Origin of the sequence: Rhizobacter sp. Root404 (assembly GCF_001425865.1) — a bacterium.
Lineage (GTDB): Bacteria > Pseudomonadota > Gammaproteobacteria > Burkholderiales > Burkholderiaceae_C > LMDS01.
In genome coordinates this window covers 1459856-1478833 of record NZ_LMDS01000004.1, presented here as the reverse complement: position 1 = coordinate 1478833, position 18978 = coordinate 1459856, and the positions used below count along the sequence as shown (strand labels likewise).

The window sequence follows — 18978 nt, the reverse complement described above, 5'->3', positions numbered from 1 at the left end:
TCAGTTCACCCCGGAGTTCCAGTGCAGCTTGCGGCGCAGCGTCGCGTAGTAGCTCCAGCCTTGCGGATGAAGGAACCGCACCTGGTTCGCCGACCGCCGCACCCGCACGCGGTCGCCGTGCAGCAGGCTGGCGAGCGACTGCATGTCGAAGCTGACGCTCGCATCGCGCCCGGCGACGATCTCGATATGGATGTCGCCGGTATCGGGCAGCACGATCGGCCGGTTCGAGAGGTCGTGCGGCGCGATCGGCACCAGCACCCAGCCCTTGATGCCAGGATGCAGGATCGGGCCGCCGGCCGACAGCGCGTAGGCGGTCGAGCCGGTCGGCGAGCCGATGATCAGGCCGTCGGAGCGGAAGTTCGCGACGAACTCGTCGCCGATGTCGACCTTCAGCTCGACCATGCTCGCCGCCGCGCCGCGGCTCACGACCACGTCGTTCATCGCGTAGCCCTCGAAGATCTGCGCGTCGTCACGCCAGACGCCGCCTTCGAGCATCGTGCGGCGTTCCTCGATGTAGTCGCCGGCGACCATCGGCGCCAGCGCCTCGGCGAACTGGCCGATGTTGATGTCGGTGATGAAGCCCAGCCGCCCCTGGTTGATGCCCACCAGCGGGGTGCCGTAGCGGGCGAGCTGGCGCGCGATGCCGAGCATCGTGCCGTCGCCGCCGACCACCACCGCGAGGTCGCAGGCGCGGCCCAGTTCGTCGACCGTCAGCGCACCATAACCGTCGATGCCGGTGTTCAGCGCGGTCTGGCGCTCGAGCGAGACCTCGAGCCCCTGGCGCACCAGGAACTGCGCGATGTCCTCCAGCACGCCGCGGATGCCCTGGGCCTGGTACTTGCCCACGAGCGCGGCGTGACGGAAGGGGCTGGACATGCGCGGGATTACACCACAGCACCCCCTGCAAACCGGCCTGGAAAGGGCCCGCCGCCTACAATGACGACATGCTGGACGAGCGCGCGAAAACACTGCTGAAGGCCCTGGTCGAGAAGTACATCGCCGATGGCCAGCCGGTGGGTTCGCGCACCCTGTCGCGGGCCAGCGGCCTGGAGCTGTCGCCGGCGACGATCCGCAACGTGATGGCCGACCTGGAAGACCTCGGCCTGATCGTCAGCCCGCACACCAGCGCCGGCCGCATCCCGACGCCCAAGGGCTACCGCCTGTTCGTCGACACGATGCTGACCGCGCAGCCGCTGGCCAACGCGCCGCCGACGCCGCAACTGCCGCCCGACCAGCCGCAGCGCGTGATCGCCAACGCGGCGCAGCTGCTGTCCAACCTGTCGAGCTTCGTCGGCGTGATCACCGCGCCGCGCAAGGCGAGCGTGTTCCATCACATCGAGTTCATGCGCCTGAGCGAGCGGCGGGTGCTCGTGATCCTGGTCGCGCCCGACGGCGACGTGCAGAACCGCGTGATCTTCACCGCTCAGGACTACACCCAGTCGCAGCTGATCGAGGCCAGCAACTACCTGACCGCCAATTACCGCGGCCGCACGATCGAGGAGGTGCGCGAGCGCCTGAAGACCGAGGTCGACGCGCTGCGCGGCGAGATCGCCACGCTGATGCAGGCCGCGGTCCAGGCCGGCAGCGAGGCGCATGCCGACAGCCAGGAGCAGGTCGTGATCAGCGGCGAGCGCAACCTGCTGACGGTGCAGGACTTCTCCAGCGACATGGGCAGCCTGCGCAAGCTGTTCGACGTGTTCGAGCAGAAGACGCAGCTGATGCGCCTGCTCGAGGTCAGCAGCCGCGCCGAGGGCGTGCGCATCTACATCGGCGGCGAGAGCATGGTCGTGCCGTTCGAGGAGCTGTCGGTCGTCTCGGCGCCGTACGAGGTCAACGGCCAGATCGTCGGCACGCTCGGCGTGATCGGGCCGACCCGCATGGCCTACGACCGCATGATCCAGATCGTCGACATCACGTCGCGGCTGGTCACGAATGCGCTGAGTACCAAGTAGCGCCGCGCCGCGCTGCCTACAATCCCGCACGCCGGGCCGCTAGCTCATGATGGTTAGAGCAGCAGACTCATAATCTGTTGGTGCCGTGTTCGACTCACGGGCGGCCTACCAGTAAGTGCTTGTCAGACATAGTTTTTCTGGCAGGCGAGATGAAGTGTGGCGCATCCCTGCGGGCCTGACAAGGTCCGTGTAGCCATCATGTAGCCAGATTGAGCGGACGCGGGTTTGCGTCCCATGGACCGGTCCTCGAGCGACGGCCCTCGTCCCGCATCGGGCGGGTCTTTGACGAGGCGTTGCCTGCCGCTTCGAAGGGGCTTCGAAGGGGTGGATGGGCGATCCGAAGGGCCTTCGAAGGGCCTCCGAAGGGGCTTCGGCCGGCGGTGGCTCGCACGACGCGGCTGGTGACCGGCAAAGTGTTCTATGTGGCGCCCGACCGCACGCTGGATCGTGCGACCAACCAGCCCTTCTACGTGGCGCTGGTCGAGGCCGATGCCGCCTCGCTGGCCCAAGCGGGGGAAGTGAACTGCAGGCTGGCATGCCGGCCGAGGTCTACATCAAGGGCGACGAACGCACGCCGCTGCAGTATCTAGTGGAACCGGTGACCCAAGTGCTGCGACGCGCTGCGAGAGAGCGCTGACCGCGTTACGTGCGGCGTGGCGCTGCCTTGCCGGCCTACGTTCAGCGCACTAGGCGCCGTACCCTTTCATTCCTCATCGTCGTCAACCGACGGGTCTCGTGAGCCGGGATTAAGCATCAACCAGTCGTGATGCTGCTGAGCATCGAGACCGAGTGGCATCTCGTCGTCGTACTGCGGTGAGCCGTCGAGGCCGACACACGTCTTTGGGGCTATTGGCCTCTTGGCTCCCATCGCGAAGATGAGGCCCTGGTTTTCCTCGGCAAATCTGCGGCCCAGATCCGGATCGAAGCCTTTGCGGATTACTCCCATCGTTTATCTCCTCACGCGGAAGCGCAAGTTTGGCGCAAATTTTCGTGGTCGTCAGTCCTGAGATGATGGCTGCGAACAACGTCCTCGAACTTCTGGGGGAGGGCGGTTCGGCCAAGTGGTGTGGGCGTCCATCGCGAATTGCCAATGCGGGTTGGCAGCGCCGAGGTTGAGACGATCGAATCGCCTCGAACCTGATGGTCGCCACCGGCCGGTGGTGGCCGGCTGTGAGTACGCGCTCGAGCCGGGCAGCCGACACTCGATTGTTGGGGTTCCTCTAGCCCGCTCAGGCTTCCGTGTATCCGCGATACCCCATCATGTCCGATAGCTGCCTTGCCACGTCGCGGACCTGCTCACAGACTGCCTCAATGTCAGGGCTGCCAAGTGGCTCCAGTCTGCCGATGTAGGGCACCGTAAGCGCGGCAATCACCTGCCCAGTAACACCGAAGACCGGGTGCGCGATGTTGGTGACGGACGCCGTATGCCGGCTCGGCATCACCGTGTAGCCCTGGGTGCGCAGCTCTTCCAGTCGGCGCAGCAGCTGCGCAGGGTCCATGCCCAGGTCGCCATGCGTCTTGATCTGCGCCGCCAGCATGCGGGTGCGCTCGGCTTCGTCCCGGAACGCGAGGAGTACGTGGCCGGAGGCAGTCTCGGTGAGGCCCATCACCGCGCCTAGCTTCAGCCCGAATGACCAGAGCCCGGGGCTGTCGATCTGCGCCGCGACGATGATCCGGCCGTCGAAATGAGTGCAAAGGTGGCATGACTGCTTGGCCCGGTTCGCCAGCTCTCGCATCAGCGGCAGAGCGGTCGCCACCAGCGATTTCAGCGGCTGCTGGTGGTGGGCGAGTTCGAGCAGCTTGAGGGTCAGCGCGTAGCGATCGGCTGCGTCGACCTGCACGTAACCACGCTGCTGAAGCGCCACCGCCATCCGGAAGATCTCGCCGACCGTGCGGCCGAGCTTTTTCGCGAGCTCGTTCAGGGTCAACCCCTGCGACTCGTCGACCAGCGCTTCCAGGATGTCCAGCCCCTTTTCCAGGGCAGGGGCGGAATAGCGCGTCGGCTCGTCGGCCGGCAGGGCAGTGGCAGCGTCGTTGCTCATGGCCACGGATTCTGGCACCGAAATTTCATTTCGCCAATGAAATTGAGCCTCGTACGCCGTCTCTTCGTACTTACCCCATGGCGCCGCTTTTAGCTATGGGAGTACAACTGCGGCTCCTAAAATCGATCTAAAACAACGTTTCATCCATAAAACGTTATCCGCCCATGACTTTGGACTTCACCTCTATCTGGCCCTACTGGCGCGACCTCATGGCCGGCGTCTGGTTGACGATCGAGCTGTCGTTCGCGTCAACGCTGCTCGGCTTCCTGCTGGGGACGCTCTGCGCCATCGGCAGCGGCAGCCGACACAGCTGGGTGCGCGGGCTGGTCGGCGCGTATGTCGAGACGATCCGCAACACGCCGCTGCTGGTGCAGATCTTCATCGTGTACTTCGGCCTGGCCACGCTCGGCCTGCGGATCGACGCCATGGTCGCGGCGATAGCCGCGCTGGTGATCAACATCGGCGCCTACACGAGTGAAATCGTGCGGGCCGGGCTGGAGGCGATCCACAAAGGCCAGATCGAGGCCGCCGAGAGCCTGGGCCTGTCGCCGTGGCGGGTGATGCTCGGCATCGTGCTGCCGCCAGCCATCGAGAAAGTCTATCCCGCCCTGACCAGCCAGTTCGTGCTGCTGATGCTGGCCACCAGCGTGACCTCGCAGATCTCGACCGAGGAGCTGACTGCGGTCGCGAACCGCATCCAGTCCGAGACCTACCGCAGCTTCGAGATCTACATCGTCGCGGCGGTCGCGTACATGCTGCTGTCGCTGCTGATGCGGTTGGGCTTCTGGGCGCTGGGGCAGATCCTGTTCCCGCGCCGCCGCCGGCTCGGCACCTCGCTCTGACCCGACGCGAGAACGCAAGTGCACATCACTACGCTGTCATGGCCGCACCTGGCCTCCCTGCTGCAGGGCGCGCTGTGGACGATCGCGCTGTCGCTGCTCGCCTTCCTGTTCGGCGGCATCGCCGGCATGGCGGTCGCGCTGATGCGCACCGCGCGGGCGCGCTGGGTGCGCCAGCTGTCGGGCCTGTACGTGCAGATCATCCAGGGCACGCCGCTGCTGATCGTGATTTTCCTCGCTTATTTCGGGCTGTCGGTGATGGGCTTCAACCTGCCGGCGATCGTCGCCGCGAGCCTGTCGATCACGGTCTACGCGGCCGCCTACCTCGGCGAGATCTGGCGCGGCTGCATCGAGGCCGTGCCGCGCACGCAGTGGGAGGCGGCCGACACCCTGGGCTTCAGCCGCGCCCAGAGCTTGGCGCTGGTGATCATCCCGCAGGCGATGCGCATCGCGACGCCGCCGACCGTCGGCTTCATGGTGCAGATCGTCAAGAACACCTCGATCGCGTCGATCGTCGGCTTCGCCGAGCTCACCTACACCGGCAAGGTCATCAACAACTCGACCTTCCAGCCCTTCGTCGTCTACGTGATCGTGGCGGCCATCTACTTCTGCATGTGCTACCCGCTCTCGCGGTGGAGCCGCGCACTCGAAAGGAAGCTCAATGTCGCCCATCGTTGAACTGCGCGACGTCCACAAGAGCTTCGGCCCGGTCAAGGTGCTGAACGGCGTCTCGTTCTCGGTCGACAAGGGCCAGGTCGTCGCGATCATCGGCCGCAGCGGCTCGGGCAAGAGCACGGCGTTGCGCTGCATCAACCGCTTGGAGACCATCGACCAGGGCGAGATCGACGTTTGCGGCCATGCGGTGCACGACCCGGCGCTGGCGCTGAGCGCGATGCGCGCCGATGTGGGCATCGTGTTCCAGAGCTACAACCTATTCCCGCACCTCACGGTCGAGGAGAACATCACGCTCGCGCCGCGCTGGGTCAAGAAGCAGCCCACCGCCACAGCGCGCGAGACCGCGCAGCGCGTGCTCGCGCAGGTCGGGCTGGCCGAGAAGGCCGCGGCGTATCCCGAGCAGCTCTCCGGTGGCCAGCAGCAGCGCGCCGCGATCGCGCGGTCGCTGGCGATGTCGCCGCAGGTGATGCTGTTCGACGAGGTCACCTCCGCGCTCGATCCCGAACTCACAGGCGAGGTGCTGCGCGTGATGGAAGGCCTCGCCCGAGACGGCATGACGATGCTGCTCGTCACGCACGAAATGTCGTTCGCGCGCCGGGTGGCCGACCTGATCGTCTTTATGCACCAGGGCCGCGTCTGGGAGACCGGCCCGGCCGAAATCCTCGACGCGCCCCGAACCGCCGAGCTGCGCCAGTTCGTCGGCAGCGGCCTTTGATCCTTCGTCCCCGCCTCACTTTCTCACCGAACCGACCAGGAGACTCCCGATGAAACCGATCCGCCGAACCTTCAACTTGCTGACGCTTGTCGACGCCGCTGCCCTGCTGGTCGGTGCGCCGGCCGCCCGCGCCGACGACCTCGACGCCATCCTCGCGAACAAGAAAATCCGCATCGGCGTGGATTTCAGCATCCCGCCATACGGCCTGGTCGACGAGAACATGAAGCAGGACGGCTCCGAGATGGACTGCGCCAAGCTGCTCGCCAGCGACCTCGGCGTGGCACTCGAGATCGTGCCGCTGACCGGCGCGAACCGCGTGCCCTTCCTGCAGACGAACAAGGCCGACGTCGTGATGGCCTCTCTCGGCATCACGCCCGAGCGCATGAAGGTGATCGCGTACTCGAAGCCGTACTCGGTGACGCCAGCTGCGGTCGGCGTGCCCGCGCGCGTGAAGATTGCCGCGCTGCCCGACCTGGTCGGCAAGCGGGTCGGCGCCACCCGGGGCACCGTCAACGAGCAGCTGCTGACGCAGCAGGCGCCGCAGGGCACGAACATCATGCGGTTCGAGGACGACTCGGCCTCGACCACCGCGATCCTGTCGGGCCAGATCGACGCATTCGTCACCTCGCCGGCGGTGCTCTACGCGCTGAACAAGAAGGACCCGAGCATCAAGCTGCGCGCCGCGATCATGCTGAAGTATTTCAAGGTCGGAGCCGGCGTGCGGCAGCAGGACACCAAACTGCGCGACCGGCTCGATGTCTGGGTAGACACCAACATGAAGAACGGCAAGCTCCCGGCGATTTACACGAAGTGGTTCGGCGGGCCGCTGCCGATCGAGCAGCTCAACGCGAAGGAATGAGGCAGACGCGATGAGCATCAGAACGCGCCACCTCGAAGACTACGTGCTCGGCGAAGCACGGGAGACCTTCGGCCGCACGATCACCGAGACCGATATCGTCGTGCACGCCGGCCACACCGGCGACTTCTTCCCGCACCATGTGGACGCCGAGTTCGCGAAGACGCTGGCCGGGGGCCAGCGCATCGCGCACGGCACGATGGTGTTCGCGATCGGCATCGGTCTGACCGCCTCCGAGATCAACCCGGTCGCGTTCTCCTACGGCTACGACAAGCTGCGCTTCGTCAAGCCGGTGCACATCGGCGACACGATCCGCAGCAGGGTCAGCATCACCGACGTGCGGCCCGATCCCAAGCGGCCCGGCTTTGGCCGGGTGACCGAGCATGTCGACATCGTCAACCAGCGCGACGAGACGGTGCTGGTCTGCGACCACCTGCACCTGGTCGAATCGAAAGCGAAGCCCGCATGAGCGCGCCGGTCATCCTCAAGGGCATCACCTGGAACCACACCCGCGGCTTCTGCCCGAAGGTGGCGACCGCGCAGCGTTGGCACGAGTTGAACCCTGGCATCGAGATCCGCTGGGAGAAACGCTCGCTGCAGGCCTTCGCCGACGAGTCAATCGAGGACCTCGCGAAGCGCTTCGACCTGTTGGTGATCGATCACCCCTCGATCGGCGAGGCGGCGGCGCACGGCATCTTCAGGCCGCTCGAAGGTCTCGTGTCGGCGGACGCGATTGCCGATAGCGCGGCGGCCAGCGTCGGCGCCTCGCATGCGAGCTACGAGGTCGACGGCCACCAGTGGGCGCTGCCGGTCGACGCCGCCACGCCGGTCGCGAGCTGGCGGGAAGACCTGCTCCAGCGCCTCGGCGTCGGCGTGCCGACAACCTGGGGCGAGCTGCTCGTGCTGGCGCGGCGCGGTGCGGTGGCGGTGCCTGCAATCCCGATTGACAGCCTGATGAACCTGTACATGCTCTGGCTCGACGAAGGCGAGGCGCCCGGCTCGTGGCCCGAGACGATCGGCCGGCGCGAGGCCGGCCTGGCCGCGCTCGAAGCGTTGAAGGAACTGGTCTCCGCCTGCGATGCCGCCTGCCTGACCCGCAACCCGATCCAGACCTACGAGGCGATGACGCAGGGGGACGCGATCGCGTATCTGCCCTTTGCGTACGGCTACTCGAACTACGCCCGCCCCGGTTACGCCCGCCGTGCGTTGCGCTTCGGCGGACTTGTGCGCCGCATTGCCAAGCTGCGCTCGACGCTCGGCGGCGCCGGCATGGCAATCTCGGCACGCAGCGCGCATCCGCGCGAAGCCGCTGACTATTTGGCCTGGGTGATGAGTGCGCCAGTGCAGCAGGGACTGTTTGCCGACGCCGGCGGCCAGCCCGGGCACCGCGCGGCCTGGCTGGCCGACGAACCGAACCGGACGACCGGGGGCTACTTCGCCGCCACGCTGCCGACGCTGGACGACGCCTGGGTGCGCCCGCGCTACCCCGGCTACATCGGGTTCCAGGACGCCGCGGGCCACGCCGTGCACGCGTACCTGCGCGGCGAGACGAGCGCAGGCGCTGCTTACGAACGGCTCGATGCGCTGCACCGCGCCGCACACCGGGCGGCCACGCAGGGGGCCGCGTCATGAAGCCGCTGCAGGGCCTGCTCGTCCTCGACTTCGCCCAGTTCCTCGCCGGCCCGTCCGCAGCGATGCGGCTCGCCGACCTCGGCGCCACGGTGCTGAAGATCGAGCGGCCGCAGACCGGCGACATCTGCCGCCAGCTCTACATCACCAACCTCGAGCTGGACGGTGACAGCACGCTGTTCCACACCATCAACCGCAACAAGCGCAGCTATGCGGCCGACCTGAAGAACCCGGCCCATCTGGCGAAGGTGCGCGCGCTGATCGCCCGCGCTGATGTGATGATCCAGAACTTCCGCCCCGGCGTGATGGCCAAGATCGGCCTCGACAGCGCGGCGGTGCGGGCGCTGAACCCGCGCCTCGTCTACGCCAGCGTCACCGGCTATGGCGACGAGGGTCCGTGGGTCGACCTGCCGGGGCAGGACCTGCTCGCGCAATCGCGCTCCGGCCTGACCTGGCTCAGCGGCGACGCCGACGACGGCCCGGTGCCGATGGGCCTGTCGGTCGCTGACATGATGGCCGGCGCGCACCTGGTGCAGGGCATCCTCGCTGCTTTGGTGCAGCGCGGGGCGTCCGGCCGCGGCGCCACCGTCGATGTGAGCCTGATGGAATCGGTGCTGGACCTGCAGTTCGAATTTCTCACGACGCACCTGAACGACGGCGGCCTGCTGCCCCAGCGCAGTGCCGTGCGCAATGCCAGTGCCTACTTGGCCGCGCCGTATGGGATCTATGCCACCGCTGATGGCCACTTGGCGCTCGCGATGGGCGCCATTCCGCGGCTGGGTGAGTTGCTCGGTTGCGCAGGGCTCGCCCAGTTCACCGATCCGAAGTCGTGGTTCGAACGCCGCGACGACATCAAGGCCGTGTTGGTCGAGCACCTGCGCCACGAGACCAATGCGCACTGGCTGGCGCGCCTGGAGGCGGCCGACTATTGGTGCGCGCCGGTGATGAACTGGCGCGAACTGCTCGCGCACGACGGATTCAAGGCGCTGGACTTCCTGCAGACCGTCACGCGCGACAACGGCTCCAGCCTGGTCACGACCCGCTGCCCGATCCGCATCGACGGACAACGCCTGAAGGCCTCGCGGGGCGCGCCTCGGGTGGGCGAACACAACGAAGCAATCGAAACTGAGTTTGGAATTTGAGAGAAAGACTTGGCATGCTTGAAGAGCTTTCGCCGCGATGCGACTTTTAGCTCTAGGAAGTCACACCTTGTGAAAGCCGGGCGAGTGCCGGCCTAAGACGACTGCTTGCAGTCACTCGCGCCCCAAGGCCGAGGGCCAGCTCGCGGCCACTTCCAGTCATCCGAGCGATCAAGAAATCGCGATGCCGATGACCGGTTTCAAAGTACAGCCGCCATAGGGCGACGGCCGCTCGAACGCAGCAATTCTCCAAAGCGGACGCTCACGGTCTTGCTGCCACGATCGCCATCCGATGCACGCGGTACGTCAGCAGTTCGATCTACCGACCTGGCGTTGCCGACCCATCACGGACTTTGACAGGATCGAGTTGGTCGCCGTAGAGCCGTCATTCAATGTTGAGGCAAAGGCCGGCTCGCCCGTGACATCCAGCAGCGGCACGAGCTGCTACCCGAACTTCCCCGTGTCAGTCGCGCTTGCCATGATGGTCGCATCGGCGAAGACCAGGGCCGCACCGCCGAGCACGGCGACGGCCGGCCATTTTCAGGCCGACCGGAAAGACAAGCCGCCTGTGCAGGCTGCGGATGAGTAACTCGGCCGCCAGTAGGTTCGGCACGAAGAACAAGACGAGCATGGCCAGGTCAAAGGGCCCGCTGGCGCCGTCTGCGTTTACTCCGATGCAACCCGCCCATTCCGTCCCAGCGATGCAGGGCGCGATGGCGGTTTAGGATCGGGCCCGATAGCAGGATCGGCCAGGCCAGCACCAGCACCACTCCCATAACGAAGGGCAGCCCAATGCCGACATCGGCGATCAAGTCCGATTGCTGAAGAAGCGGCTGATCCAGCCAAGCTGTAGGTCCCGGTCCGATCGCGCAGGGCGCATGATTGCGCCCAGGGCGGGTCGGACTTGGTGATTCAGGGCGATCCTGCCCCTGTCGGCTTCACGGGACGATGCGCAGCACGCTGCCATCCCCAGGCGTGGCGCTGAGCGTGACGTTGGATGTGTAGAGCGCCCCATCGGGCCCGACCACCAGTCCGTTGGGCAGGCTGGCGAACTTCACGGCAAGCTCCTTGCGCTCGCCCGTTGCCGGATTGAACGACACCAGATTCGCGTTGTCGGTCGTCCACGCCTCGTCGCGCGGGAAGATCTCCACGGCGTACAGGCTCTCGCGGTGCCACGCCAGTCCGACGATCGGGTTGCGCGACTTGAACGGCAAGGTGTAGTCCGCGAAGTCAGCCTTGAACACCGCCAGCTCCGACGGTCCGCCGTCCTCACCAAAGGTACCGACATAGAACCTGCCGCGGTGCTGCGTCATCACGATCGGATTGTGTTCGGCTTTATCGCTCGACATGTCGTGGGCCAGCCCGATGGCGCCGGTCGCCGGGTTGACCTTCACCAACATGCCGCGGTTCGTTTCGACCACGTACAGTTCGTTCTGGTAGCTGATCATCGAGTGGAACACGCCGCCGGGCTCGAGGTCTGTGGTGGCCGGGTTCGTGTCCTTGATGAAGTGCGGTGGGTTGGCCGCGAGCCAGGCGCTCAGGTTCGCGACCTGGGTGGTCGAGCCGTCCGCGTTGATGCGAATGATCGCCGCATCGCTGCCGGGCAAGCCATGCGAACAGCCGCCCATTTCGATCAACAAGTACAGCGTGGTGTTAACAAACGCCAGATCGGTGGGGCCATAGTTGCCCCCATACGCGTCGGTCATGCTCGGCAGGCGGTCGGCGACCGTCTGCTTGCTGCCGTCAGGCCTCAATCGCAACACGCGGCCGGTGTAGCCGGCCGTGTAAGGGCTATAGATGTTGATGTTGGTTGGGCAGTCGGCCGTGCCCAGCGGGGCCATCGTTCCGCCCGTACCGGCTTCTGCTACATAGAGATCGCCGTCCGGACCGAAGGCCAGACCGCGAGGGCTGGTCAGGCCGGTCGCGTAATTCGTGACGACAACGGAGCCCTGGGGCTTGCTGCCGGGGCTGCGCGCAACGCTCAGCGCAGTCGGGCGGGTGCCGGCGGTCGATGCGCGGCCATCGTCGCCACCGCCGCCGCAGGCGGTGACGAGCAGGACGGCAGCGACTCCGGGGAAGGCGCATATGATGAGTTTGCGGATCATGTGGGTAACTCCTGGTGGGTTTAGCGGATCGATGCCGGCGCGGCAACGTCGTAGTCCGTTCCGGCCACGTCCCGGAACAGCAACATGTGTGGGATGCGGGCCGAAGCGCCCGGATGGAAGCCGGTTTCGGTCGCGAACTCCTTTGGGTTGCGGAACGTACCGAAAACCATGTCCCACAGTGGGAGGTCGGAGTAGTTGTGGCGGTGGACGCCGCGGGCATGGTGCAGGCGGTGACTCTCCGGGCGCTGCACGATGTAGCCCAGCCACTGCGGTGTGCGGACGTTGGTGTGCTGGAATACCGCCAGCAGGGTTGTCGCGTACATGAACCAACTGACGGCCTGAGCGCCTAGACCCACGCCAATGGTCAAGGTAAGGCTGCTGAGGAGGGTCCAGCCGACGATGTCCAGCGGGCTGAAATAGAAGGCCCCGAAGCTGTCCACGCGCTCAGCGCTGTGGTGCATCTGATGAAAGCTGCGCCACAGCCAGTTTGCGCTGTGCATGGCGCGGTGCCACCAATAAACCAGGAACTCATAGAAGAGCACTGCGATGGCGCAGCCCCAAGCCGGGTGGACCGATTCCAGGTTGAAGAGCTGATACTTCGACAGCGTCGCGTTCCACAGCAGCGGCAGATAGGACGAGAGGAAGAAATAGAAGGCGAAGACGAGCAACGCACGCGTCCGCCAGCCCGGCACCCGAGGGAGCGGGCCAGCGGGGAAAAGGGCTTCGAGAACAATCAGTGCGCCATAAAGCGCAAGGACCGTGAGCGAAACGGGGTCCAGCAGGATGTCCAGTGGGGTCGGCATGAGGTTCCTCCTCGTGGTGGTGGGCTGTGCCAACGATGCAGGGGGTACGCGCTCGATGCATGAGGCTTCGATAATCGATGCGTAATCTTTCGATAACGGATTCCGTGGGGCTTCCATGAAGTACCAAGTCGGCCAGTTCACGATTGACACTGCCACGTTCCGAATCGGTGCCGGGGATACCGTGATACCAGTCGAGCCCAAGGTCTTCGACTTGCTGGTGCACTTGATCCGGCATCGCGACCGGGTCTTAACCCGGGAGGAGCTGTTCAAGAACGTCTGGGAGGGTCGTGAGGTCTCAGACGCCACCCTCAGCAACCACGTCAAGAGCGCTCGCAAGGTTCTGGGCGATAACGGCGATCTGCAGCAGACCATCCAGACCGTGCGCGGGCGGGGCTATCAGTTCGTCGGGCCCGTGCGGGAAATCCCGGATGCCGTCGCCGGTCCCGAGCCGATTCCTGCGCCGGATCCGATGCCTGACCGGTCGGAGCCGGTGGCAGCCAACCCGCCCGCGGCCCACCACCGTTGGCGCGTTCACCTGGTCATCTTGGCCGTCCTGCTGCTGTCCAGCGCAGCGACGGCGTGGTACTTCTTGGCCGCCCCGGCCGGCAAGACAGCGGCTGCTGGCCAGCCTTACGTTCTGGTCGTGCCCTTCAATGTCTCCGGCAGCGCCGCCGAGACCTGGCAGCCTTCCGCTGACCAGACCACCCGCGAGGTGATCCGCAACCTGCGCCAGGTCTCCGGGTTGCGCGTCGTGCCGGTGACGTCGGCATTCACATTCAAGGGCAAGAAGTCGCGCGACTACATCCGCGCGCAGCTGCCCGACGTTCGCTACGTTCTGGACGGCGTGGTCAACATTGCCGAGGACAAGACGCTGCGCATCACCGTGGAACTGGAGGATCTGCAGAAAGGTGGCGTCGTCTGGGACCGGGATTACACCGGTCGAATCGACGACACGAACCTTTTTGCCATCCAGTCGGGCATCGCCGCCGCAGTATCACAGTCGCTGAAGGTGGTCGTACTCGACGACGAACTCCGGGCCCTTGGCCAACTGCCGACAGCCAATCTCAAGGCCTACGAGCTGTATGTGGAAGGGCGACACCAGTTGGACCTGCTCAGCCGCGAGTCGCTTCCGAAAGCCATCTCGCTGTTCAAGCAGGCGATCGTGCTGGACCCGAAGTTCTTCGACGCCTACATCGCCCGCAGCGACGCCTATCGTCAGCTGTTCGCCTACTACGAGCCCCCGATTAATCTGCTGCAGACCGTGATCGACTCCATAGCCGAGGCGCGCGAGTTGCGTCCCGATTCCGCCGAAGCTTGGTCATCACTGGGGCTGACCTACGTCATGGCCTGGCGGTGGAAGGATGCTTGGATTGCCTTGAACACCGCGAAGCGGCGCGACCCCACGCTGGCCCAGACCGAGTTGGGCTTCGCGCTCTATTACGCGGGCTTGGGCGATGCAGATAAGGTGAAGCGTGCGCTGCAGACGGCCAATCGCCTGGACCCGCTGAACGCGGAAATGGCGGATTGGGGAAACTGGGCGCTGTTCATGGTGGGCGAGCCCGACGCGGCGCGCACTTGGTCCGAACAGAAGATGCGGCAGCACCCAGACATCGGGTTGGTCTTCTCCGGCGCCGGCGTCGGGGCTTCGATTGTCGGTGACCATGAACGTGCGATCAAACTCGCGGAGCGAGGAGCGGAACTCGACGGTTCCGCTGTTGCAATGATCATGTTGGCTCAAGCCTATGGCTATGGGGGATTGAAGCACAAGGTGTTGCCACTGATGGAAAGGGCAGAACGCACCGGCTCCTTCGCATGCCCCTATGAATCGGCTGCTGCTTATTTGAGTATTTCCGAGAAGGAGCGCGCCATCGCGCTTCTGGGCGAGGCGGTCGAGAAGCGCTCCAACTGCCTCATCTTCCTCCGCAACGACCCGCGCTGGGCGCCGATTCGGTCCGACCCTCGCTTCGCGGTGCTCCTTCGACGCGTGGGATTGGATGACACTTCGCTGGCTTCCTACAAGCGCTGACTGTCGGCGTACACGATCGCGAGCTCGTGGCCGACCTGAGAGGGCCGGCCCGCCGAATTGCTCGCTCCAAACCGGCCGGCCAGCTCTTGATCTTGTCCTTCAGGAGGGTCGCATCGATTTCGACTACGACAGCACCCGCTCTCGTCCAGCTTCAGCCACTTGGCGCGAAGGCCATCCCAACTCGACCGAGGCCTATGTCCAGGGCGACAGAACCTTGCGCACGATCCGCTGCAGACATTGCGGCTGCGTTACTCACTGGGAGCCTGTCGAGGTGGTGCCCGGCGCCAAACACGGCGTCGGTCTAGGAAACTTCGATCCGGAGCTCATCGCTTCCGTACGCGTTCGCAAATTCGACGGCGCGGACACTTGGACATTCCTGGAGGAATGAGCGAGTCTGTGACTCTATCGGCTCGGATGCCGAGCGACAGTTTCCCTGCTTTTCATCTGACGCCGCGAAATTCGGATCTGGATCGGTGGTGACCAACCCTCCGCCCACTCGCTGCCGCAAAGCTGACCTTGGCATCGAACTAGCCTGAAGCACTCCCCCGTTGCACCCGGAGCCGGACGACAGTCCAGATTGCTGGCCCGACATCGGCCATTCGAAGGGATGCGCGACAGGTTCATCATTCAATCCAGTCAGAATCGCTTACCCTGATGTTGCCGGCTGCAGCGCAGCTTAGGAAGTCGTTCTCTCCCAGCACAGGTCACAGACTCATGCTCATGCTCCAATGAGCCTGGGTCGGTCGATCACCTGGGGCGGGCCAAGACGAGTAGGCCGGGCCATGCCGGTCCCAGAGGTGTGTGCACCATGAAATGCGGAAGCTGCGGTTGTGCGACGCGCGACGGACTACGCTTCTGCGAGGCCTGCGGTACCGCACTGGAAAAGAAGTGCCCAGGCTGCGGCGCCACAGCGAGCGCCGTGGCGCGCTTTTGCGGCACCTGCGGATCTACGTTTCGGGCCAATCCGAGCGCGCCGGCCCTTGTCGCGACGCCCGCCGAAGAATCGCCACCGATTCTTGGCGACGGCGAGCGCCGGCAGCTTACTGTGATGTTCGCTGACGTCGTCGGCGCGACCGTGCTGTCCGGACACCTCGACCCCGAGGCTTTGCGTGCACTGCTGCGCGCCTATCAGCACGTTTGCGTGGAATGCACCGAGCGTTACGGAGGCCACATTCACCAATATGCAGGCGATGGCGTGTTGGCCTACTTCGGTTACCCGGCGGCGCACGACGACGACGCCGAACGTGCAGTGCTGGCTGGACTGGCTATTGTCGAGGGTACGCAACGCCTGGCCTTGGACCTGCGACAACGCGGGGAGGAGGCGATCGCCGTGCGTGTCGGCATCCACACTGGCCTGGTGGTGGTCGGCGAAATGGGCGCCGGCAACGTGCGAGAAGTGCATGCGATTGGTGAGACACCGAACATCGCTGCACGTATCCAAGGTGAAGCGGCGGCCGATTCGGTGTGCATCAGTGCAGCCACAGCGCGTCTGCTCGGCCCCCGGTTTCCGACGCGGTCGATGGGTGCGCGGCCGCTCAAGGGTGTGGCCAGGGAACTTAATCTCTTCGCCATCGACGCCGCCTTTGCGGCCTCAGGCCCGGAGGCGAGACGGCCTACCGCGACGCTGGTTGGGCGCGAGAAGGAACTTCTGCATCTGCAGGAACGCTGGACGCTGGCGCGCAGTGGACATGGGCAGGCCGTCTTGATTTCCGGCGAAGGCGGGATCGGCAAGTCGTGTCTGCTGGCGGCATTTCGCGAAAGCGCGGGCGCCGACGGGCCGGCCTGGAGAAACGTTTTCTGCTCGCCCTTCTTCCAGAACAGCGCGCTGCATCCGATGATCGACCTGATCGAGCGTGGCGTGCTACGCGACAGCGGCGATTCACCTGCCGAGCGTTCCGGGGCGCTTTCGCGCGCGCTCGAAGTGGCGGGTCTTGGCGACGAGACGACCTTCGCACTGCTCGCGTCGCTGTTGGGCGTCGCAGGTGCGAACGAGGAATCATTGCACGGGCTCGCGCCCGACCAGCGCAAGCGCCGCACACTGGACGCGCTGATCGCCTGGCTCGGCGCCGACGCTCAGCAGACGCCGCTGGTGATGCTGGTCGAAGACCTGCACTGGGTCGATGCCTCGACCCGCGACCTGCTCGGCACGCTGCTCGAGCGTATCGCGCAGATGCCGATCATGGTGGTGCTGACTTTCAGGCCCGAGTTTGTTCCGGCGTGGGCGCTTCACGGCCAGGTCTCCACTCTGCCGCTCTCGCGCCTAACGCCCGAACAAAGCACGCAGGTGGCCCTGGGCATCAACGGCGGCAAAGAGTTGCCGCTGCACATCGTTGAGGCAGTGGCACGGCGCACGGACGGCGTGCCGCTGTTCGTCGAAGAGCTGACCAAGGCAATGATCGAAGCTCAGGTCATCGCCGAGCGAGAGGTGCCGGCGCTGCGAACTGACGCCACTGCCGCCGCGTTGGAGGTGCCGGCCACTCTGCGCGATTCGCTCACCGCCCGGCTGGACCGTCTTGGCGACGCAAAGATGGTGGCGCAGGTAGCGTCGGTGCTGGGGCGAGAGTTCGACTATGCCGTGCTGCACGCGATCTGCGGTCTGCCACATGCCGACCTGGAGGAAAGACTGGCGGCGCTGAATCGCGCAGAGATCATCCATCAGCGCGGCGTTCCGCCGCGCTCGCACTACGTCTTCAAGCATGCGCTGATTCAGGAATCGGCATACGACACGCTGCTGAAGAGCACGCGCTCGCAATATCACCGGCTTGCGGCCAATGCCTACGTGCAAACATTTGACGAGTTAGCGCAAGCACATCCGGAACTGGTAGCGCACCACTACAGCCGTGCGCTGATGCCGGCGCAAGCCATTGATTACTGGCAGCGCGCGGGTGACGTGGCCATACTGCGCTCTGGCTACAGCGAAGCCATCGGGCACCTGGGTGCAGCGCTGGAACAACTGGCCCTGCTGCCCGAATCGCCGGAGCGCACAAAGACGGAACTCGTGTTGCGCGTAACGATTGGCCCGGCGTTCTTTGCAACGAAGTCCTTCGCGCCCGAAACGGTAGACAACTATGCGCGTGCGAGCGGCATCGCGGAGACCTTAGGCGATAGTCCAGAGGGCTTCATGGCCTTGTGGGGCGACTGGATCACGAAGAACGGCACCTCCCGCATGCTCGAGGCGGCCCGGCGCACCGACGACTTGGTGGCGCTGGCTCGGCGGTTGGGCAACGAGGAATTTGTGCTCCAGGCGCATCACGCGCGCTGGACCAACTCCTACATGATGGGTGACGCGCGCGCCAGCCGGACCGATACATTGGTCGGCATTCGGCTTTACGACCGCGAGCGGCACCAGCATCATCGCCACATCTACGGTGGCCACGACCCTGGAATCTGCGCCTGCGGCACCGGTGCCAATGCGGCGTGGTTGACGGGCTATGCCGACGAGGCCTTGCAGCTTGCGGACAGGGCCGTTGCTATCGCCGAGGAGATCGAGCACCCGTTCAGCCAGTCCATTGCATGCATGTGGGCGACCCTGGCTGCCTGCGGAACACGCGACTACGCGCGGGCGCGGGAGCGTGCCGAGACCTTGCTGCAGCTGGCAGACCGGCACAGCTTCCCGGTGTGGCGGGGTGTGGCAATGGTGGCTTGCGGCGCCTGCCGGGCCCTTGCGGGCGAGACCGAGTTCGGACTCAAGTTGATCGGCGAGGGGCTCGTCGAACAACGCCGGAACGGCAATGGGAGCTGGCTCGGATTCACACTCGTGACAGCCGTGACGGCCCACATGCAATGCGGCAACCTCGGTCGTGCGCTCGAACTCCTGACGGAAGGGCTGGCCCATGCCGAAAAGTCTCATGCCAGGGTGCTGCTCCCGGAGATAGAACGTCTGCACGCGGAAGTGCAGCTTCTCACCGGACAGATCGACACGCGGCAGGCGATCTTGCGCGTCGAAGCAGCTGCGACGCACGCCAGGCAACAGGGGGCGCTAGCCCTCGAGTGGCGCGCCACGATGGCGCTGGCGCGTTTGTATGCAGGGGTCGGACGCGACGACGAAGCCCGCGCGATGCTGCGCGGCAACTATGCAGCGTTCACGCAAGGGTTTTCGTCGCCTGACCTCGTCGAAGGCAAACAGCTGCTGGATGGCATGAGCTGAGCTCGCTCGCCAAGATCGCTGCGTGAGGTGCCTGAAAGCAGTCCGTGGCC

At 65.4% G+C, this 18978-nt stretch carries 16 protein-coding genes and 1 tRNA gene; 12 read left to right on the top strand and 5 right to left on the bottom strand.

Features of this window, described 5'->3' with window-relative positions; all coding sequences use genetic code 11:
* On the bottom strand, nt 1–876 hold the full coding sequence (locus tag ASC76_RS11140) for an NAD kinase (RefSeq protein WP_056465460.1): 876 nt from the start codon (nt 874–876) through the stop codon (nt 1–3).
* A 68-nt stretch (nt 877–944) separates the two neighbouring features.
* Here ASC76_RS11140 and hrcA point away from each other — a divergent pair, with 68 nt between their 5' ends.
* On the top strand, nt 945–1952 hold the full coding sequence (gene hrcA / locus ASC76_RS11135) for a heat-inducible transcriptional repressor HrcA (protein WP_056465458.1): 1008 nt from the start codon (nt 945–947) through the stop codon (nt 1950–1952).
* Between the two features lie 33 nt (nt 1953–1985).
* Nucleotides 1986–2063 (top strand) — tRNA-Ile (locus tag ASC76_RS11130).
* Nucleotides 2064–2655: 592 nt separating this feature from the next.
* On the opposite strand, the gene ASC76_RS11125 is transcribed toward ASC76_RS11130, so the two are convergent.
* Together ASC76_RS11125 and ASC76_RS11120 are read right to left on the bottom strand one after the other, a co-directional pair.
* Entirely contained in the window at nt 2656–2898 is a 243-nt protein-coding gene (locus ASC76_RS11125) for a hypothetical protein (RefSeq protein WP_056465456.1), read from the bottom strand.
* A 283-nt stretch (nt 2899–3181) separates the two neighbouring features.
* Nucleotides 3182–3994: an IclR family transcriptional regulator gene (locus ASC76_RS11120; RefSeq protein WP_056465454.1), complete on the bottom strand. Its 813-nt coding sequence runs from the start codon at nt 3992–3994 to the stop codon at nt 3182–3184.
* A gap of 164 nt (nt 3995–4158) precedes the next feature.
* Between ASC76_RS11120 and ASC76_RS11115 the strand changes: the two genes are divergently transcribed.
* The 8 genes from ASC76_RS11115 (at nt 4159) to ASC76_RS11080 (ending at nt 10436) form a co-directional block, all read left to right on the top strand.
* Complete coding sequence (locus tag ASC76_RS11115) at nt 4159–4836, top strand: amino acid ABC transporter permease (protein WP_056465452.1); 678 nt, start codon at nt 4159–4161, stop codon at nt 4834–4836.
* Between the two features lie 24 nt (nt 4837–4860).
* Nucleotides 4861–5511 (top strand): amino acid ABC transporter permease, encoded by a 651-nt coding sequence (locus tag ASC76_RS11110; protein ID WP_056467294.1) that lies wholly within the window; start codon nt 4861–4863, stop codon nt 5509–5511.
* A complete protein-coding gene (locus ASC76_RS11105) occupies nt 5495–6223 on the top strand; it encodes an amino acid ABC transporter ATP-binding protein (RefSeq protein WP_056465449.1) in 729 nt (242 codons plus the stop codon). The genes ASC76_RS11110 and ASC76_RS11105 overlap by 17 nt, the downstream gene beginning before the upstream one ends.
* Nucleotides 6224–6272: 49 nt before the next feature.
* Entirely contained in the window at nt 6273–7082 is an 810-nt protein-coding gene (locus ASC76_RS11100) for a transporter substrate-binding domain-containing protein (protein WP_056465446.1), read from the top strand.
* Nucleotides 7083–7092: 10 nt separating this feature from the next.
* The gene (locus ASC76_RS11095) at nt 7093–7548 is read left to right on the top strand and encodes a MaoC/PaaZ C-terminal domain-containing protein (protein WP_056465443.1); all 456 of its coding nucleotides are present in this window, start codon (nt 7093–7095) and stop codon (nt 7546–7548) included.
* Nucleotides 7545–8711, top strand: a complete 1167-nt coding sequence (locus ASC76_RS11090) for an extracellular solute-binding protein (protein WP_056465441.1) — start codon at nt 7545–7547, stop codon at nt 8709–8711. Before ASC76_RS11095 ends, ASC76_RS11090 begins: the two co-directional genes overlap by 4 nt.
* The gene (locus ASC76_RS11085; protein ID WP_056465440.1) at nt 8708–9850 is read left to right on the top strand and encodes a CaiB/BaiF CoA-transferase family protein; all 1143 of its coding nucleotides are present in this window, start codon (nt 8708–8710) and stop codon (nt 9848–9850) included. Before ASC76_RS11090 ends, ASC76_RS11085 begins: the two co-directional genes overlap by 4 nt.
* A 289-nt stretch (nt 9851–10139) precedes the next feature.
* Nucleotides 10140–10436: a hypothetical protein gene (locus ASC76_RS11080; RefSeq protein WP_056465438.1), complete on the top strand. Its 297-nt coding sequence runs from the start codon at nt 10140–10142 to the stop codon at nt 10434–10436.
* A gap of 349 nt (nt 10437–10785) precedes the next feature.
* On the opposite strand, the gene ASC76_RS11075 is transcribed toward ASC76_RS11080, so the two are convergent.
* Together ASC76_RS11075 and ASC76_RS11070 are read right to left on the bottom strand one after the other, a co-directional pair.
* On the bottom strand, nt 10786–11952 hold the full coding sequence (locus ASC76_RS11075) for a ScyD/ScyE family protein (RefSeq protein WP_056465436.1): 1167 nt from the start codon (nt 11950–11952) through the stop codon (nt 10786–10788).
* A gap of 20 nt (nt 11953–11972) precedes the next feature.
* The gene (locus ASC76_RS11070) at nt 11973–12755 is read right to left on the bottom strand and encodes a sterol desaturase family protein (protein ID WP_056465434.1); all 783 of its coding nucleotides are present in this window, start codon (nt 12753–12755) and stop codon (nt 11973–11975) included.
* A 115-nt stretch (nt 12756–12870) separates the two neighbouring features.
* On the opposite strand from ASC76_RS11070, the gene ASC76_RS11065 reads away from it, so the two are divergent.
* The gene (locus ASC76_RS11065) at nt 12871–14781 is read left to right on the top strand and encodes a winged helix-turn-helix domain-containing protein (RefSeq protein WP_056465432.1); all 1911 of its coding nucleotides are present in this window, start codon (nt 12871–12873) and stop codon (nt 14779–14781) included.
* Nucleotides 14782–15589: 808 nt separating this feature from the next.
* Nucleotides 15590–18928, top strand: coding sequence for an AAA family ATPase (locus tag ASC76_RS11060; protein WP_082549047.1), 3339 nt, complete (start codon nt 15590–15592; stop codon nt 18926–18928).
* Nucleotides 18929–18978: the final 50 nt, after the last annotated feature.

Excerpts from the sequence above, each read along its gene's own strand:
- ASC76_RS11080 (WP_056465438.1), top strand. The coding sequence starts at position 10,140 with ATGCACGCGGTACGTCAGCAGTTCGATCTACCGACCTGGCGTTGCCGA.
- ASC76_RS11070 (WP_056465434.1), bottom strand. The coding sequence starts at position 12,755 with ATGCCGACCCCACTGGACATCCTGCTGGACCCCGTTTCGCTCACGGTC.
- ASC76_RS11085 (WP_056465440.1), top strand. The coding sequence starts at position 8,708 with ATGAAGCCGCTGCAGGGCCTGCTCGTCCTCGACTTCGCCCAGTTCCTC.
- hrcA (WP_056465458.1), top strand. The coding sequence starts at position 945 with ATGCTGGACGAGCGCGCGAAAACACTGCTGAAGGCCCTGGTCGAGAAG.
- ASC76_RS11090 (WP_056465441.1), top strand. The coding sequence starts at position 7,545 with ATGAGCGCGCCGGTCATCCTCAAGGGCATCACCTGGAACCACACCCGC.
- ASC76_RS11060 (WP_082549047.1), top strand. The coding sequence starts at position 15,590 with ATGAAATGCGGAAGCTGCGGTTGTGCGACGCGCGACGGACTACGCTTC.
- ASC76_RS11140 (WP_056465460.1), bottom strand. The coding sequence starts at position 876 with ATGTCCAGCCCCTTCCGTCACGCCGCGCTCGTGGGCAAGTACCAGGCC.
- ASC76_RS11095 (WP_056465443.1), top strand. The coding sequence starts at position 7,093 with ATGAGCATCAGAACGCGCCACCTCGAAGACTACGTGCTCGGCGAAGCA.
- ASC76_RS11075 (WP_056465436.1), bottom strand. The coding sequence starts at position 11,952 with ATGATCCGCAAACTCATCATATGCGCCTTCCCCGGAGTCGCTGCCGTC.
- ASC76_RS11115 (WP_056465452.1), top strand. The coding sequence starts at position 4,159 with ATGACTTTGGACTTCACCTCTATCTGGCCCTACTGGCGCGACCTCATG.
- ASC76_RS11125 (WP_056465456.1), bottom strand. The coding sequence starts at position 2,898 with ATGGGAGTAATCCGCAAAGGCTTCGATCCGGATCTGGGCCGCAGATTT.
- ASC76_RS11120 (WP_056465454.1), bottom strand. The coding sequence starts at position 3,994 with ATGAGCAACGACGCTGCCACTGCCCTGCCGGCCGACGAGCCGACGCGC.
- ASC76_RS11105 (WP_056465449.1), top strand. The coding sequence starts at position 5,495 with ATGTCGCCCATCGTTGAACTGCGCGACGTCCACAAGAGCTTCGGCCCG.
- ASC76_RS11065 (WP_056465432.1), top strand. The coding sequence starts at position 12,871 with ATGAAGTACCAAGTCGGCCAGTTCACGATTGACACTGCCACGTTCCGA.
- ASC76_RS11100 (WP_056465446.1), top strand. The coding sequence starts at position 6,273 with ATGAAACCGATCCGCCGAACCTTCAACTTGCTGACGCTTGTCGACGCC.